This is a genomic window from Altererythrobacter sp. CAU 1778 (assembly GCF_054482795.1).
Map to the genome: position 1 here is coordinate 1379512 of NZ_JBTLRP010000001.1, position 13817 is coordinate 1393328.

Sequence of the window (13817 nt, forward strand, 5' to 3'; positions counted from 1 at the left end):
TTGTTCTTGTGTCGACTTAAGCCGGTTGAGGCCCGCGCATCATGCCCACGATGCCGGTGCGTCCCACCTCGACCAGACCGATGCCGCGCATCAGAGCGACGAAGCTGTCGATTTTTTCCGGCGCGCCGGTGATTTCGAAAATGAAGCTTTCCGTCGTCGTATCGACCGGCTTGGCACGGAACACGTCTGCAAGACGCAGAGCTTCGACGCGGTGATCGCCAGTGCCGGCGACCTTGACCAGCGCCAGCTCTCTCTCGACGTGCGGCCCTTCCTCGGTCAGGTCCACGACCTTGTGAACCGGCACCAGCCGTTCGAGCTGCGCCTGGATCTGGTCGATCACGTGCGGCGGGCCGTTGGTGACGATGGTGATACGGCTGATCGCGTGGTCTTCGGAAATGTCCGCCACGGTCAGGCTGTCGATATTGTAACCGCGCGCGGTGAACATACCGGCGATCTTGGCAAGGATGCCGCTCTCGTTGTCGACGGTAACGGCAAGCACGTGCCGCTCTGTCTCGCGATGCTGAATTTTCATGTCTGCGTTCCTACACCAGAGCCTTGGCTTCGTCGGCCATCGTGCCCGCATGGGCATCGCCATAGAGCAGCATCTCGGTATGCGCCGCACCGCTCGGGATCATCGGGAAGCAGTTGGCGTCCTTCGACACCACGCAGTCGACAATCACCGGGCCGTCATAAGCCAGCATTTCCTCGATCCCCGCATCGAGGCCGTCATTGTCCGTAATGCGGATGCCTTTCCAGCCGTAGGCTTCGGCCAGTGCGACGAAATCGGGCAGGCTGTCGGAATAGCTGTTCGAATAGCGGCTTTCGTAGGTCAGTTCCTGCCACTGGCGGACCATGCCCATGTATTCATTGTTGAGGATGAAGATCTTGACCGGCAGGCGATACTGGCTCGCCGTGCCGAGTTCCTGGATGTTCATCTGGATACTCGCCTCGCCCGCAATGTCGATGACGAGGCTGTCAGGGTTGCCCAGTTGCGCGCCGATAGCCGCAGGCAGGCCGTAGCCCATCGTGCCGAGACCGCCGCTGGTCAGCCACTTGTTCGGGCCGAAAAAGCCGAAATACTGCGCCGCCCACATCTGGTGCTGGCCGACTTCGGTGGTGATGATCGGATCGCGCGCCTTGGTCAGCTCGAACAGTCGCTGCACGGCCTTTTGCGGCATGATCTCGCTCTCGCGGTCGGGGAAGGCGAGGCTTTCGCGCGCCCGCCAGCCGTCGATGCGCGCCTTCCACTCGGTAAGATCCTGGCCCTTGCGATCACCCCATGCGGCGATCAGCTGCTCCAGAACCTCGGCGCAGTCGCCGATGATCGGCAGGTCGACCGGCACCGTCTTGTTGATCGAGCTGCGGTCGATATCGATGTGGATCTTCGTCGAGTCCGGTGAAAAGGCGTCGAGCCGTCCCGTTACCCGGTCGTCAAACCGCGCGCCGACATTGATCATCACGTCGCAGCGGTTCATCGCCATATTGGCTTCGTAAGTGCCGTGCATTCCCAGCATTCCGAGCCAGTCGGCATGGTCGGCGGGGAAAGTGCCGAGGCCCATCAACGTAGAGGTGACCGGCGCGCCGGTGAGGCGCTGGAATTCGCGCAGCAATTCGGTCGCACGAGGGCCGGAATTGATGACGCCGCCGCCGGTGTAGAAAACGGGCGCGCGAGCGTTGGCGATCAGTTCGATGGCACGGGCAATGGCGCGATCTTCGCCACGGGTTTGCGGAGCGTAGCGGATGTTACGGCCGCTCGGCTCGCCGCTCCAGACGGCGCTCGCGACCTGTACGTTCTTGGGGATGTCGATCACGACCGGTCCAGGACGGCCGGTGGTTGCGATCTCGAACGCTTCCTCGATGGTCGCGGCAAGCGATTCCGGGTCTTTCACCAGGTAGTTGTGCTTGCAGCAGTGCCGCGTGATGCCGACAGTGTCGGCTTCCTGAAAGGCGTCGGAGCCGATCAGATTGGTCGCAACCTGTCCGGTGATGACCACCAGAGGAATGGAATCAAGGAAAGCGTCGGCAATCCCGGTGACCGCGTTTGTCGCGCCGGGGCCGGATGTGACCAGCACGACGCCCGGCTTGCCGGTCGAGCGGGCGTAACCTTCCGCCGCGTGTGCGGCGCCGGCTTCATGGCGCACGAGAATATGCCGCAGTCGTTCTTCTGCGAAAAGCTCGTCATAGATCGGCAGCACCGCACCGCCGGGATAGCCGAACACGAATTCGACCCCCTGCTTGACGAGGCTTTCCACCAAAATCTGCGCGCCGCTGCGTTCCTGGCTCACTTCAAAATTCCCGTTTTCAATTCGCTGCGCTTCTACACAAAAAACTGACCCGGCACAGGGTGGTGCCGGGTCAAATGCTGATCGTCATGATCGCTATCCAAGGGGATTGGATTTGCTCTTGCTACGAGACAGAAAATATCCTGTCAATAGCTATACGCGCAAGATATTTTCAACCAGCAGGGTCAAACTGACATTTTCATATTGCAGCCTAGGCCATTCGATCGGAGGCTGGTTTCGGAACCAGGTGAATTGTCGCTTGGCATATTGACGCGTCGCCATCTGACCCGCGATCACGACTTCCTCTCGCGTCATGCAACCTGAAATCAGCGAAGCAATCTCAGGAACGCCGATTGCCCGCATGACGGGAAGGGATGGTGCCAGCCCGCGTTCCAGCAATCTGACGACCTCTTCGATTGCGCCTTCGTCAAGCATCGCCTCGAAGCGCCGGTCGCAGCGTCGGTACAATTCCTCCCGTTCGGGCAGCAAAATGACGGGAAACAGAGAAACCTCACCGCCAATCCCGCCCTCGCTCCTGTTCTGCCATTGCGTGAGCGATTGTCCGGTCGAGCGGACGACTTCAAGCGCGCGGCTCATGCGCTGGACGTCGTTCTCGCCGAGGCGGGCCGCCGCTGCGGGGTCTTCACGCTTGAGGTGCTCGCGCAGCTCCGCTGCGGAGAAGCGCCGCACCTCCTCTCGAATGGCGGGATCGATGGCCGGGACGGGCGAAATTCCGTCCAGAAGCGTCCGCATGTAAAGCCCGGTTCCGCCGCAGAGGATCGGCACCGCGCCCTCGGCATGCAGGGCGGCAATTTCGCGCTTCGCTGCGGCGGCCCATTCTGCGGCGCTGCATGGCGTTGCCCCATCCCACGTTCCGAACAGGCGATGCTCGATGCCGCCCATGTCCCTTTCGCTCGGTCGTGCAGAAAGCACGCGCAGGTCGCGATAGACTTGCTGACTGTCTGCGTTGATGACGACGGCGCGGCGACCTGCATCTGCAATGCCCTGTCCCAGCTTCACGGCCAGATCGCTCTTGCCGCTGGCAGTCGGCCCTGCGATGAGCGCGAGCGGCGGCTTCCCGCCTGTTTTTACCGGAGATTGCGCCTTGCTCATTGCGCGGCTGATAGCAGACGACGAACGATTCTCTACCGGGCTGGAAACACGGCTCGACGCCGCGATCGCGGCGCTGGAGGTAAAGGGCATGTCCGTGGCAATGGCCGGGATGCTGGAATTCTGCGGCGACGTGCTGCAGATTTCATTGCCGGAAGGGGATCGTGAAAGCCTGCGCGCGGTGCTCGCAGAGCATTTTCCGGGCGCCGATACGCTGATCAGCGATCGCGAGGTGCAGATGCCTCACCTGTTCGTATCGGACATGGATTCGACCATGATCGGGCAGGAGTGCATCGACGAACTGGCCGATTTCGCAGGGCTGAAGGAACAGGTTTCCGCAATTACCGAACGTGCCATGCAGGGCGAACTTGACTTCGAAAGCGCGCTGCGGGAGCGGGTGGGCCTGCTCGGCGGGCTGGATGAAGGCGCGATTACGCAATGCCTCGACGATCGCATTCGCCCGACGCGCGGCGCGAAGACGCTGGTGTCCACGCTGAGGGCCAGGGGGTGCCGCTGCGTTCTGGTGACCGGCGGCTTCCATCACTTCGCGGACGAAGTGGGCGCGACGCTGGGGTTCGACCGGGTCGTCGGGAACCGGCTTGCAGTGGCAGGCGGCAAACTGACCGGTCAGCTGGACGGGCCGATCAGCGACGCCTCGACGAAGCTGTCGGTCCTTCTGGATGAAGCGGGCGCGCTTGGCCACGACGTCGTCACGATGGCGGCAGGTGACGGCGCCAACGACATTCCCATGATCGAAGCGGCGACATACGGTATCGCCTTCCATGCGAAACCCAAGGCGCGTGCCGCAGCGGACGCGGACATACAGAGCGGCACTCTGACCTCGGTGCTCAAACTGCTCGGCATCGGAGAGACCGACTGGGTGCACGCCTGAGCCCGTCACGATTGCAGACTTCGCTGGAAACTCTATATTGACAATTGTGTCAGTAGAGAGCTTCGCGATGACCCAGCACCACACTTCGACCTCCGCCGCCAGTGACGGAACGCCCTTGCGCGCAGCCGACCGGCCGGAGGCGAGATATCGCCCGCTTAAGGCCTGGCACCACTTCCGCACCCTGCTGAAGGACAAGGAAGACACTTCGCAGGTCTTCAAGATCTTCGAAGCGCTTCCGCACAAAGATTTTGAACCGCGGGTCGAGCGTCTTGCTTTGAGCGAGCGCGGCGAAAGCTTGCGTGCGAGCGAGAGCGACCTGCCGGGCCTTCTCGACGATCACGACGCTCTGCGCCGATTGCCGCGCGGATCGGTTGCGCACGCCTACTGCGATTTCATGGAAAGCGAAGGGCTGACGGCCGCCGGGCTCGTGGCCGAATCGGAAAAGGCGGGACGCGACGAATTCGACGATCTGCTGCAATGGTACGGCTTCCGCCTTCGTGACACGCACGATCTGATGCACGTGCTGACCGGCTATGGACGCGATGCACTGGGCGAACAGTGCGTGCTGTTGTTCACCCACGGCCAGAACCCCAGCCACGGACATATGCTGATCGGCTATGCCGGTGCAGCGCACATGACCCGTCAGGTCAAAAGCAATGCGCCGGTGTTCAAGGCAGTCCGGCAGGCGCATCGCACGGGCAAAGCCTGCCCGTCTCTGGTCGGGATGTCGATCCGCGATCTTCTCGCGATGGACCTCGCCGAAGCGCGGCGTCAGCTCAATATTCCCGACCCGAACTGGTATCGCGAATGCCACCGCGTATGGGCTCAGGAAGGCATCGACCCGTACGACCTGCTCGGCAAGTCAGTTGAGAAGCAAGAGCTCGCCGCCGCTTGAACGGCGGTGAGGGCGGGAAGAGCTACCCTCCGCCTCTCAACCCTCCATCCAGTCGCGGAAGAAGCTGTCGCTTGCCTCGCGCAGATCAGAGAGCGACTGGCCGAGCAGGCTGTCGCCGCCAACCGTACCGATCCGGTGGAAGCCGATAAGTTCGGCCTCCTCGATTTCCGGCCCCTGGGCAACGATGCGCTGGAACGCCTCGTCGTTCTCAGGCGAGACGGTAAGCACGTAACGCGCCTGATCTTCCCCGAAGTACCACTGTGCCGCGGTGTAGTTCGCCCCGGCCTGAAGCTCGGCGCCGATGCCGCCAGCCAGCGCCATTTCCGCCAGCGCAACCGCCAGGCCGCCATCCGACACGTCGTGCACGGCGGAAACCAGCCCTTCGTCGATCAGGCGACGCGCAATCTGGCCCGCGCCTCGCTCTGCGGCGAGGTCGACCGGCGGCGCACGGCCTTCATCGCGCCCGTGTACGATGGAAAGCCACAGTGACTTGCCGAGGTGCGAGCGCACCGGATCGGGCCGCGTCCAGAATTCGGGCGCGAGCAGATAGATCGCATCGCCGGCCTTCTTGAACGGCACGGTCGCCATCTTCGCGTAGTCGTCGATAATGCCGACACCGCCGATTGCGGGGGTAGGCAAAATGGCTGAACCACCGCCCGTCGCCTTGCTTTCGTTATAAAGGCTGACGTTGCCGCTCACGATCGGAAAGTCGAGCGCGCGGCAGGCATCGCCCATGCCGTCGAGCGCGTGGACGAACTGCGCCATGATCTCCGGGCGCTGTGGATTGGCGAAGTTGAGGCAGTTGGTCACAGCGAGCGGACGCGCGCCGACCGCACAAAGATTGCGATATGCCTCGGCAATGGCCTGCTTGCCGCCTTCGTAGGGGTCGGCGTGAACGTAACGCGGCGTGCAATCGGTGCTGATCGCGAGCGCCTTCTTCGTTCCGTGCACGCGCACGACGCCTGCATCGCCCCCGGTCTGAAGCGTGTCGGCCCCGACCTGGCTGTCGTATTGTTCCCAGATCCAGCGGCGTGAGGCGAGGGCGGGGCTGGCGAGCATGGCTCGCAAGTCCGCGCCGGGGTCGGCGCTGTCGGGACGATCGGACATCGGCACGATGCCGGCCCACTCGGCATATTCCTCGCGCGAGAGATAAGGCCGGTCGTATTCCGGCGCATCGGCTGCCAGCGGGCCGAGCGGAATGTCGCACACCACCTCGCCCCCGAACTCCAGCACCATGTGGCGCGTGTCGGTGACTTCGCCGATCACTGCGAAATCGAGTTCCCACTTGCGGAAGATGGCTTCGGCCATTGCTTCCTTTCCGGGCTTGAGCACCATGAGCATACGCTCCTGGCTTTCACTCAGCATCATTTCATAGGGCGTCATGCCCTCTTCGCGACACGGCACCTTGTCCATGTCGAGCCGGATGCCTGCCTTGCCGTTGGTCGCCATTTCGACGCTGGACGAGGTAAGGCCAGCCGCGCCCATGTCCTGAATCGCGACGATGGCATCGGTTGCCATCAGTTCCAGGCAAGCTTCGATGAGCAGCTTTTCGGTGAACGGATCGCCGACCTGCACTGTCGGACGCTTGGCGTCGGCGTCTTCCTCGAAATCCGCGCTCGCCATCGTAGCGCCGTGGATGCCGTCGCGCCCGGTTTTGGAGCCGACGTAGACAATCGGGTTTCCGACGCCCGTCGCCGCGGAGTAGAAGATCCTGTCCGCATCGGCGACGCCCACCGTCATCGCGTTGACGAGGATGTTGCCGTCGTAGGCCGGATGGAAATTGGTCTCACCGCAGACGGTCGGTACGCCGACGCAGTTGCCGTAGCCGCCGATGCCCGCGACCACGCCCTTGACCAGATGCTGCATCTTGGGATGATCCGGCCGCCCGAAGCGCAGCGCATTGGCATTCGCCACCGGACGCGCACCCATGGTGAAAACATCTCGAAGGATACCGCCCACGCCGGTCGCGGCGCCCTGGTAGGGCTCGATGTAGGACGGGTGGTTATGGCTCTCCATCTTGAAGATCGCTGCCTGCCCGTCGCCTATGTCGATGACCCCGGCATTCTCGCCCGGACCGCAAATCACCCAAGGTGCTTCTGTCGGCAGTTTCTTGAGATGCAGCCGCGAGGATTTGTAGCTGCAATGCTCGGACCACATGACCGAGAAGATGCCGAGTTCGACGAGGTTCGGTTCGCGGCCGAGCGCGTTCAGAACCCGCTCGTACTCGTCCTCGGACAAGCCGTGCTGGGCAACGATCTCGGGTGTGATTTCGGAAGTCTGGGTAGCCATGCGCGCCCCCTTAGCCCGCCGCCCGTGCTCTCGCTAGAGCGCTTGCGAACTTGTCCAAAGCCGAGAGCCGGTTTTCTTCGTTGGCGTAAGGCGCCAGCTTGACCCGCGCGATGCTCGCCGCCAATGGTCGGCGCCATGACGGAACAATCATCCGACCTTTCCGAAATGTCGTTCGAGGATGCGCTGCGTTCGCTCGAACAAGTGGTGGCCAAGCTCGAAAGCGGCGACGTGCCGCTCGACGATTCGATCGCGCTTTACGAGCGTGGAGAGAAGCTGAGGCTGCATTGCCAGGCGCGGCTCGACGCGGCGCAGGCGCGGATCGAAAAGATTGTCGCCGGTCCGGATGGCAAGCCCACCGGCACTGCGCCTTTCGACGAGGTTGGCTGACATGGCCGCAGCCGGCGCTGCCGATCTCGACCATCTGCGCGCAGCGCTGCGCCAGGTCCAGGGCGAGGTCGATGCCTGCTTCGATAACCTGCTCCCGGTGCCGAACGATGCGCGGGCGAAGCTGGTCGAGGCTATGCGCTATGCGGCGATCGGCGGAGGGAAGCGGGTGCGCCCGCTTCTGCTGACGGCAACGGCGGATATGTTCGGCGTGGCACGCGAGGCTGCGATTCGCGCGGCCTGCGCAGTCGAGGCGATCCACGCTTACTCGTTGGTGCACGACGATCTGCCTTGCATGGATGATGACGCGCTGCGCCACGGAAAGCCGACGGTGCACCGCAAGTACGACGAAGCGACGGCCGTGCTCGCGGGCGATTCGCTCCATGCATTGGCATTCGAGATACTGGCCGACGAGGCGACCAGCCCCGCGCCGCATACGCGCGTCGAACTGATCTCCTGCCTCGCCACCGCCAGTGGCCATGACGGAATGGCCGGTGGCCAGATGATGGACATGCTGGCCGAAGAACAGGATTTCGACCTGCATTCGATCACGCGCCTCCAGCAGTTGAAGACCGGCGCCTTGCTCGGCGCAGCGGTGGAGATGGGCGCAATCCTGGGGCACGTAACCGAAGATCACCGCGGCCAGTTGCGGCTGTACGCGCGCGACATCGGGCTTGCGTTCCAGATCGTCGACGACCTGCTCGATGCGACCGGAGACGAGGACAAGGCGGGCAAGGCGCTCCGCAAGGACGAGGGGCAGGGCAAGGCCACCTTCGTCTCGCTGATGGGTATCGACGGCGCGCGGCAGCAGGCGCACGCCTTGATCGATCAGGCCATCGGTCACCTGACGCCGTATGATCGCGAGGCGGACCTGCTGCGCGAGCTGGCACGTTTCATCGTGGAGAGGGACCGTTGATGAGCGAACGGATCGGCATTTATCCCGGTACTTTCGACCCGATCACGCTGGGCCACGCCGACATCATCCGGCGCGGCAGCAAGCTGGTGGACAAGCTGATCATCGGCGTCACCACAAATCCGTCGAAGAACCCGATGTTCACCTTCGAGGAGCGTTGCGAGATGGTCCGTGCGGAAGTGGACCGGATCGGCATTGCCCATGTCGAGATCGTCGGCTTCAACGCGCTGCTGATGAAGTTCGCCCGCAAGCAGTGCGCGAATGTCATCATCCGTGGGCTCCGGGCTGTCGCGGACTTCGAATACGAATATCAGATGGCTGGCATGAACCAGCAACTCGACGACGAGATCGAGACGGTGTTCCTGATGGCCGACGTGTCCCTTCAACCCATCGCGTCGAAGCTGGTGAAGGAAATCGCGATGTTCGGCGGCGATATTGCGCCGTTTGTCAGCCCGGCGGTGAAGGATGCGGTCGTCGCGCGTGTCGATGAGAACGGCCGTCTGGGCGACTACTGAAAGCTGTTCATTGCGCCGTCATTCCTGCGTGGCTAATGCGCCACCGTTCCCCGAAATTATCGACCGAGACCTGAATTCATGAAGCGTATCCTAGCCGCCGTCGCCTCGCTTGCTTTTGCCGCTTCGGCAGGGGCTCTGGCAGCGCAGGAAGCGGCCCCCGCGGCGGAGTCTGCTCCGCGCGTCTTCGAACCGATCAATTACGACGTTTCGGTCGATCCGGAGAACGTGCTGCTGCTGGATCTGTCGAACGGCCAGCGCGTGGCAATTCGCCTGATGCCCAGCTGGGCGCCCAATCATGTGGAACGGGTCAAGACGCTGACGCGGCAGGGTTTCTACGATGGCGTGATCTTCCACCGGGTGGTCGAAGGCTTCATGGCGCAGACCGGCGATCCGACGGGCACAGGCCGTGGCGGTTCGCAGCTTCCGGACCTTGCGCAGGAATTCAACAAGATGCCGCACATTCGTGGCACGGTTTCGATGGCCCGCGCGGCAGAGGAAGACAGTGCCAACAGCCAGTTCTTCATCGTCTTCTACCCGCGGATGCAGCTCGATCGGCAGTACACCAATTTCGGCCGCGTGATCGGCAACATGCCTGCTGTCGATGCGATCACCCGTGGGGAGCCGCCCGCGAACCCGACCCGCATCCTGCAAGCCTCGCTCGCTTCGGACAACAAGCCGCAACGCATGTCCGCGCCGGTCGCCCCGCAAGCGGGGGACATTACCGCCGATATGCTGAGCAATTCGGTTTCCGAGTGACCTTGCGGGTCTGAACGACTAGGTCGCGCGCCATGCGCGTGGACCTGTTCGATTTCGACCTTCCCAACGACCTGATCGCCCTGCGCCCTGCGTCGCCGCGCGACAGCGCGCGTATGCTGGTGGCGCAAGGCCCCTCCGACATAGCGGACTCGGTCGTGAACCGCCTACCGCAGTTGTTGCGCAAAGGGGATGTCCTGGTCTTCAACGACACCCGCGTCATCCCCGCCCAATTGGAAGGGCGGCGCGGAGAGGCACGGATCGGCGCCACCTTGCACAAGCGGCTCGACCTGCGGCGCTGGCAGGCGTTCCTGCGTAACGCCAAACGTGTCCGCGAAGGCGACACGCTGGTGTTCGGCGGCGGCGTGGAAGCGGTTGCCGAAGCCCGCCATGCCGATGGGAGCGCGACGCTCGCCTTCGCAGGCGACGAACCGGTCGAAGTGCTGCTCGAACGCGCGGGCCGTATGCCGCTGCCCCCATATATCGCAGCCAAACGGCCTACCGACGAGCGTGACCAGAGCGACTATCAGACGATGTTCGCGCGGGAGGATGGGGCCGTCGCGGCACCCACCGCAGCTTTGCATTTTACCCCGGAACTGATCGCAGCTCTCGACGACGCAGGCGTTCAGCGCGAGACCCTGACGCTGCACGTCGGCGCGGGCACCTTCCTGCCGGTCAAGGCGGAGGACACCGCCGACCACGCCATGCACTCCGAGTGGGGCCGCATCGACGCTGCCACCGCCGACCGCCTCAATGGCGCACGCCAACGGGGCGGGCGGATCATCGCGGTGGGAACGACCAGCTTGCGCCTGCTCGAAAGCGCGACGGCGGAGGACGGGGTCATTGCCCCGTTCGAAGGCGATACGGCCATCTTCATCACACCGGGCTACCGGTTCCGCGCCATCGATGGATTGATGACCAATTTCCACCTCCCGAAATCAACGCTCTTCATGCTGGTGAGCGCATTGATGGGGCGCGAGCGGATGCTGGAGATATACGCTCATGCGATAGACGGGCGGTATCGCTTCTATTCCTATGGTGACTCCTCGCTGCTGCTGCCCTAACTGCGTTGCATGAACGAACCTATCCTGACGCTCGCAGGCCTGTCGAAGGTCTATCCGGGCGGCCTGAAAGCCCTCGACAGCGTCGATCTCGAGATCCGCAAGGGCGAAATTTTCGCGCTGCTGGGGCCCAATGGGGCGGGCAAGACGACACTGATCGGCGCGGTGTGCGGGCTGGTGCGTCCGACCGGCGGCACCATGACAGCCTTCGGCCACGATCTCGCGACTGACTGGCGCAAGGCCCGCGCGCGCATCGGACTGGTGCCTCAGGAACTCAGCACGGACATGTTCGAATCGGTCCGCAACGCGGTGTCCTATTCACGTGGCCTGTTCGGACTTGCGCCGGATCCTGCGCGGATCGGGGAAATCCTGCGTTCCCTCAGTCTGTGGGAGAAGCGCGACGAGCGGATCATGGCGCTGTCGGGCGGAATGAAACGCCGTGTCCTGATTGCCAAGGCGCTGGCGCACGAACCGGACTTGTTGTTCCTCGACGAGCCTACAGCCGGCGTGGATGTCGAGCTGCGCAAGGGCATGTGGGCCATCATCGGAGAAATGCGCAAACGCGGTGTCACGGTGATCCTGACCACACATTACATCGAAGAGGCCGAGGAAATGGCCGACCGCGTAGGTATCATCCGCAAGGGGCAGATCGTCATGGTCGATGAAAAGGACGCGATGATGGCGCGTCTCGGCCGAACCGAGGCCCATATCGCGCTGGCCCAGCCGCTTACCGAGATACCTGCGGCGCTCGCTCGTTACCCCGTAGAGCTGGAGCGCGAGGGCACGTCGCTCGTCTATCGGGGCGGCGATGGGACCGGCAAGGGAAAGACCGAAGTGGCCGAACTCACCAAGGCGCTAATCGCGCACGGCATCGACTATACGGGCATCGAGACGCGCGAGAGCAGTCTGGAGGACATCTTCGTGTCCTTGCTGGGTGAGAAGGAGGAGGCGGCATGATCAACTGGCGCTCCACCTGGTCGATCTACAATCGCGAACTGTGGCGCTTCTTGCGCACGGCTTTCCAATCCGTCCTCGCGCCGGTGCTGACGACTTCGCTGTATTTCATCGTGTTCGGGGCGGCGATCGGCGGGCGGATGCCCGATCTGGGCGGCGTCGACTATGGGGCCTTCATCATTCCCGGACTGCTCATGCTGACACTGCTGGGCGAGACGACCAGCAATTCCAGCTTCGGTATCTATATGCCGCGGTTCACCGGCACCATCTACGAGTTGCTCAGCGCGCCGGTGGGCGTGGCCGAGACATTGATCGGCTTCGTCGGCGCCGCCGCGACCAAGAGCCTGATACTGGCCGCGATCATCCTGCTCACCGCGCGTCTGTTCGTGGATTACTCGATAGCCCATCCGTTGCTGGCGCTGATCTACATCATACTCGTCGCTTCGGCCTTCAGCCTGTTCGGTTTCATCCTCGGGATCTGGGCCGACAACTTCGAGAAACTCGGCATCATTCCGATGCTCTTTCTGACGCCGCTGACCTTTCTCGGCGGCACCTTCTACTCGATCGACATGCTGCCTTCGCCTTGGGACAAGATCGCGCTGGCCAATCCCATCGTCTATCTGGTGTCGGGACTGCGCTGGACCTTTTACGGCAGCGCTGATGTCGACTTCGGCATATCCTTGGCAATCACGCTGGGGTTCCTGGCGCTTTGCGTGGGCGTCATCGCCTTCATTTTCCGAACGGGATGGCGGCTGCGCGCCTGATTCGCGGCAAGTTCTGGGGTTTATCGCGAGCCGAGGCTCGGCTAGCACGCGGCACATGCCTGTTCGTTTCGCCGCCCTCGGTCTCTCCGCCCTGGTGCTGTCCGCCCCCGTGGCGGCAGAACTTCCCGATCCCGTACGCGCCATGATCGAAGCTGCGATTGCCACCGGCGATCCCGCGAAGGTCGACGCAGTGGTCGAGATAGCGAAAGCGACGAATCCCGACGACGTCGAGCAAATCGCCGCGATGGACAAGACTTTCCGTCAGGCGCGGGCGGAGGCGAAAGCCGCGGAGCAGGCTGCCCAGCGCGAGAAGCTTCTGCAGGCGTCGCTATGGCAAAATTGGTCCGGCAAGGGCGAAGTCGGGGCTTTCCGCTCCACCGGCAGCAACGCCAACACCGGTCTGTCTGGCGCGCTCGAACTGAAGCGGCAGGGTATCGACTGGAGCCATGCCCTGCGCCTGCGCGGCGACTATCAGCGCAGCAACGGCACAACCACGCGCGAACGTTATCTCGCCGCTTACGAGCCGAGGAAGCAGATCGACGAGGACCTGTTTGCCTATGGGCTCGCGCAATATGAAGGCGACCGTTTCCAGGGATACGACGCCCGCTACGCCGTGTCCGCGGGACTGGGCCTCAAGGTGATCGAGGAAAGCGACCTGACGCTCAACGCGAAGCTTGGCCCTGCATTCCGCCATACCGAATACACCGATGGTACGAGCCAGAGCCGCATTGCCGCTCTCGCCGGGCTGGACTTCGACTGGTCGATTACCGACCGCGTGAAGTTTACGCAGGACAGCAATGTCACGTCCGAGACCGGCGGCGCTGCGACAGTGTTCATCGATTCGAGCAACGTTTCGGTCAATCTGATCAGCGGCCTGCAATTCCAGGTCAGCGACAAGGTCTCGACGCGTCTGACCTATCAGGTCGATTACGAAAGCAGTCCTCCTACCGGGACCGAGAACACCGACACATTATCCCGCTTTTCGCTCGTTTACGGGTTCTGACC

Annotated in this window: 14 protein-coding genes; 10 read left to right on the forward strand and 4 right to left on the reverse strand. The window is 63.1% G+C overall.

All coding sequences use genetic code 11. The features are described from left to right. Window positions 1-16: 16 nt before the first annotated feature. The 3 genes from ilvN to miaA form a co-directional block, all read right to left on the reverse strand. Window positions 17-532, reverse strand: coding sequence for an acetolactate synthase small subunit (gene ilvN / locus ACXYN8_RS06520; RefSeq protein ID WP_458888511.1), 516 nt, complete (start codon window positions 530-532; stop codon window positions 17-19). A 10-nt stretch (window positions 533-542) separates the two neighbouring features. Continuing rightward, window positions 543-2285, reverse strand: a complete 1743-nt coding sequence (ilvB, locus tag ACXYN8_RS06525; RefSeq protein ID WP_458888513.1) for a biosynthetic-type acetolactate synthase large subunit — start codon at window positions 2283-2285, stop codon at window positions 543-545. 150 nt (window positions 2286-2435) lie between these two features. Further along, window positions 2436-3395, reverse strand: a complete 960-nt coding sequence (gene miaA, locus ACXYN8_RS06530) for a tRNA (adenosine(37)-N6)-dimethylallyltransferase MiaA (RefSeq protein ID WP_458888515.1) — start codon at window positions 3393-3395, stop codon at window positions 2436-2438. Between miaA and serB the strand changes: the two genes are divergently transcribed. Continuing rightward, window positions 3388-4284, forward strand: a complete 897-nt coding sequence (gene serB / locus ACXYN8_RS06535; RefSeq protein ID WP_458888517.1) for a phosphoserine phosphatase SerB — start codon at window positions 3388-3390, stop codon at window positions 4282-4284. The genes miaA and serB overlap by 8 nt on opposite strands. Before the next feature lie 67 nt (window positions 4285-4351). Then, entirely contained in the window at window positions 4352-5179 is an 828-nt protein-coding gene (locus tag ACXYN8_RS06540) for a Coq4 family protein (protein WP_458888920.1), read from the forward strand. Window positions 5180-5215: 36 nt separating this feature from the next. On the opposite strand, the gene purL is transcribed toward ACXYN8_RS06540, so the two are convergent. After that, on the reverse strand, window positions 5216-7468 hold the full coding sequence (gene purL, locus ACXYN8_RS06545) for a phosphoribosylformylglycinamidine synthase subunit PurL (RefSeq protein WP_458888519.1): 2253 nt from the start codon (window positions 7466-7468) through the stop codon (window positions 5216-5218). Between the two features lie 135 nt (window positions 7469-7603). On the opposite strand from purL, the gene ACXYN8_RS06550 reads away from it, so the two are divergent. The 8 genes from ACXYN8_RS06550 (at window position 7604) to ACXYN8_RS06585 (ending at window position 13815) form a co-directional block, all read left to right on the forward strand. Continuing rightward, complete coding sequence (locus ACXYN8_RS06550) at window positions 7604-7855, forward strand: exodeoxyribonuclease VII small subunit (RefSeq protein ID WP_458888521.1); 252 nt, start codon at window positions 7604-7606, stop codon at window positions 7853-7855. Between the two features lies 1 nt (window position 7856). Then, the gene (locus ACXYN8_RS06555) at window positions 7857-8768 is read left to right on the forward strand and encodes a polyprenyl synthetase family protein (RefSeq protein WP_458888523.1); all 912 of its coding nucleotides are present in this window, start codon (window positions 7857-7859) and stop codon (window positions 8766-8768) included. Next, window positions 8768-9280, forward strand: a complete 513-nt coding sequence (gene coaD, locus ACXYN8_RS06560) for a pantetheine-phosphate adenylyltransferase (protein ID WP_458888525.1) — start codon at window positions 8768-8770, stop codon at window positions 9278-9280. Before ACXYN8_RS06555 ends, coaD begins: the two co-directional genes overlap by 1 nt. Window positions 9281-9358: 78 nt before the next feature. Beyond that, window positions 9359-10036 (forward strand): peptidylprolyl isomerase, encoded by a 678-nt coding sequence (locus tag ACXYN8_RS06565; protein ID WP_458888527.1) that lies wholly within the window; start codon window positions 9359-9361, stop codon window positions 10034-10036. 32 nt (window positions 10037-10068) lie between these two features. Further along, window positions 10069-11097: a tRNA preQ1(34) S-adenosylmethionine ribosyltransferase-isomerase QueA gene (gene queA / locus ACXYN8_RS06570; RefSeq protein WP_458888528.1), complete on the forward strand. Its 1029-nt coding sequence runs from the start codon at window positions 10069-10071 to the stop codon at window positions 11095-11097. A gap of 9 nt (window positions 11098-11106) precedes the next feature. Beyond that, window positions 11107-12051 carry an ABC transporter ATP-binding protein gene (locus ACXYN8_RS06575; protein ID WP_458888530.1) on the forward strand — a complete coding sequence of 315 codons (945 nt, stop codon included), beginning with the start codon at window positions 11107-11109 and terminating at the stop codon, window positions 12049-12051. Beyond that, window positions 12048-12812, forward strand: coding sequence for an ABC transporter permease (locus tag ACXYN8_RS06580; RefSeq protein ID WP_458888532.1), 765 nt, complete (start codon window positions 12048-12050; stop codon window positions 12810-12812). The genes ACXYN8_RS06575 and ACXYN8_RS06580 overlap by 4 nt, the downstream gene beginning before the upstream one ends. A 55-nt stretch (window positions 12813-12867) precedes the next feature. Further along, window positions 12868-13815 carry a DUF481 domain-containing protein gene (locus ACXYN8_RS06585; RefSeq protein ID WP_458888533.1) on the forward strand — a complete coding sequence of 316 codons (948 nt, stop codon included), beginning with the start codon at window positions 12868-12870 and terminating at the stop codon, window positions 13813-13815. Window positions 13816-13817 lie beyond the last annotated feature (2 nt).

Coding starts and splice junctions, on each gene's coding strand:
- ACXYN8_RS06585 (WP_458888533.1), top strand. CDS start 12,868: ATGCCTGTTCGTTTCGCCGCCCTCGGTCTCTCCGCCCTGGTGCTGTCC.
- coaD (WP_458888525.1), top strand. CDS start 8,768: ATGAGCGAACGGATCGGCATTTATCCCGGTACTTTCGACCCGATCACG.
- ACXYN8_RS06575 (WP_458888530.1), top strand. CDS start 11,107: ATGAACGAACCTATCCTGACGCTCGCAGGCCTGTCGAAGGTCTATCCG.
- ACXYN8_RS06540 (WP_458888920.1), top strand. CDS start 4,352: ATGACCCAGCACCACACTTCGACCTCCGCCGCCAGTGACGGAACGCCC.
- miaA (WP_458888515.1), bottom strand. CDS start 3,395: ATGAGCAAGGCGCAATCTCCGGTAAAAACAGGCGGGAAGCCGCCGCTC.
- ACXYN8_RS06565 (WP_458888527.1), top strand. CDS start 9,359: ATGAAGCGTATCCTAGCCGCCGTCGCCTCGCTTGCTTTTGCCGCTTCG.
- ACXYN8_RS06580 (WP_458888532.1), top strand. CDS start 12,048: ATGATCAACTGGCGCTCCACCTGGTCGATCTACAATCGCGAACTGTGG.
- ACXYN8_RS06555 (WP_458888523.1), top strand. CDS start 7,857: ATGGCCGCAGCCGGCGCTGCCGATCTCGACCATCTGCGCGCAGCGCTG.
- purL (WP_458888519.1), bottom strand. CDS start 7,468: ATGGCTACCCAGACTTCCGAAATCACACCCGAGATCGTTGCCCAGCAC.
- ilvN (WP_458888511.1), bottom strand. CDS start 532: ATGAAAATTCAGCATCGCGAGACAGAGCGGCACGTGCTTGCCGTTACC.
- ACXYN8_RS06550 (WP_458888521.1), top strand. CDS start 7,604: ATGACGGAACAATCATCCGACCTTTCCGAAATGTCGTTCGAGGATGCG.
- queA (WP_458888528.1), top strand. CDS start 10,069: ATGCGCGTGGACCTGTTCGATTTCGACCTTCCCAACGACCTGATCGCC.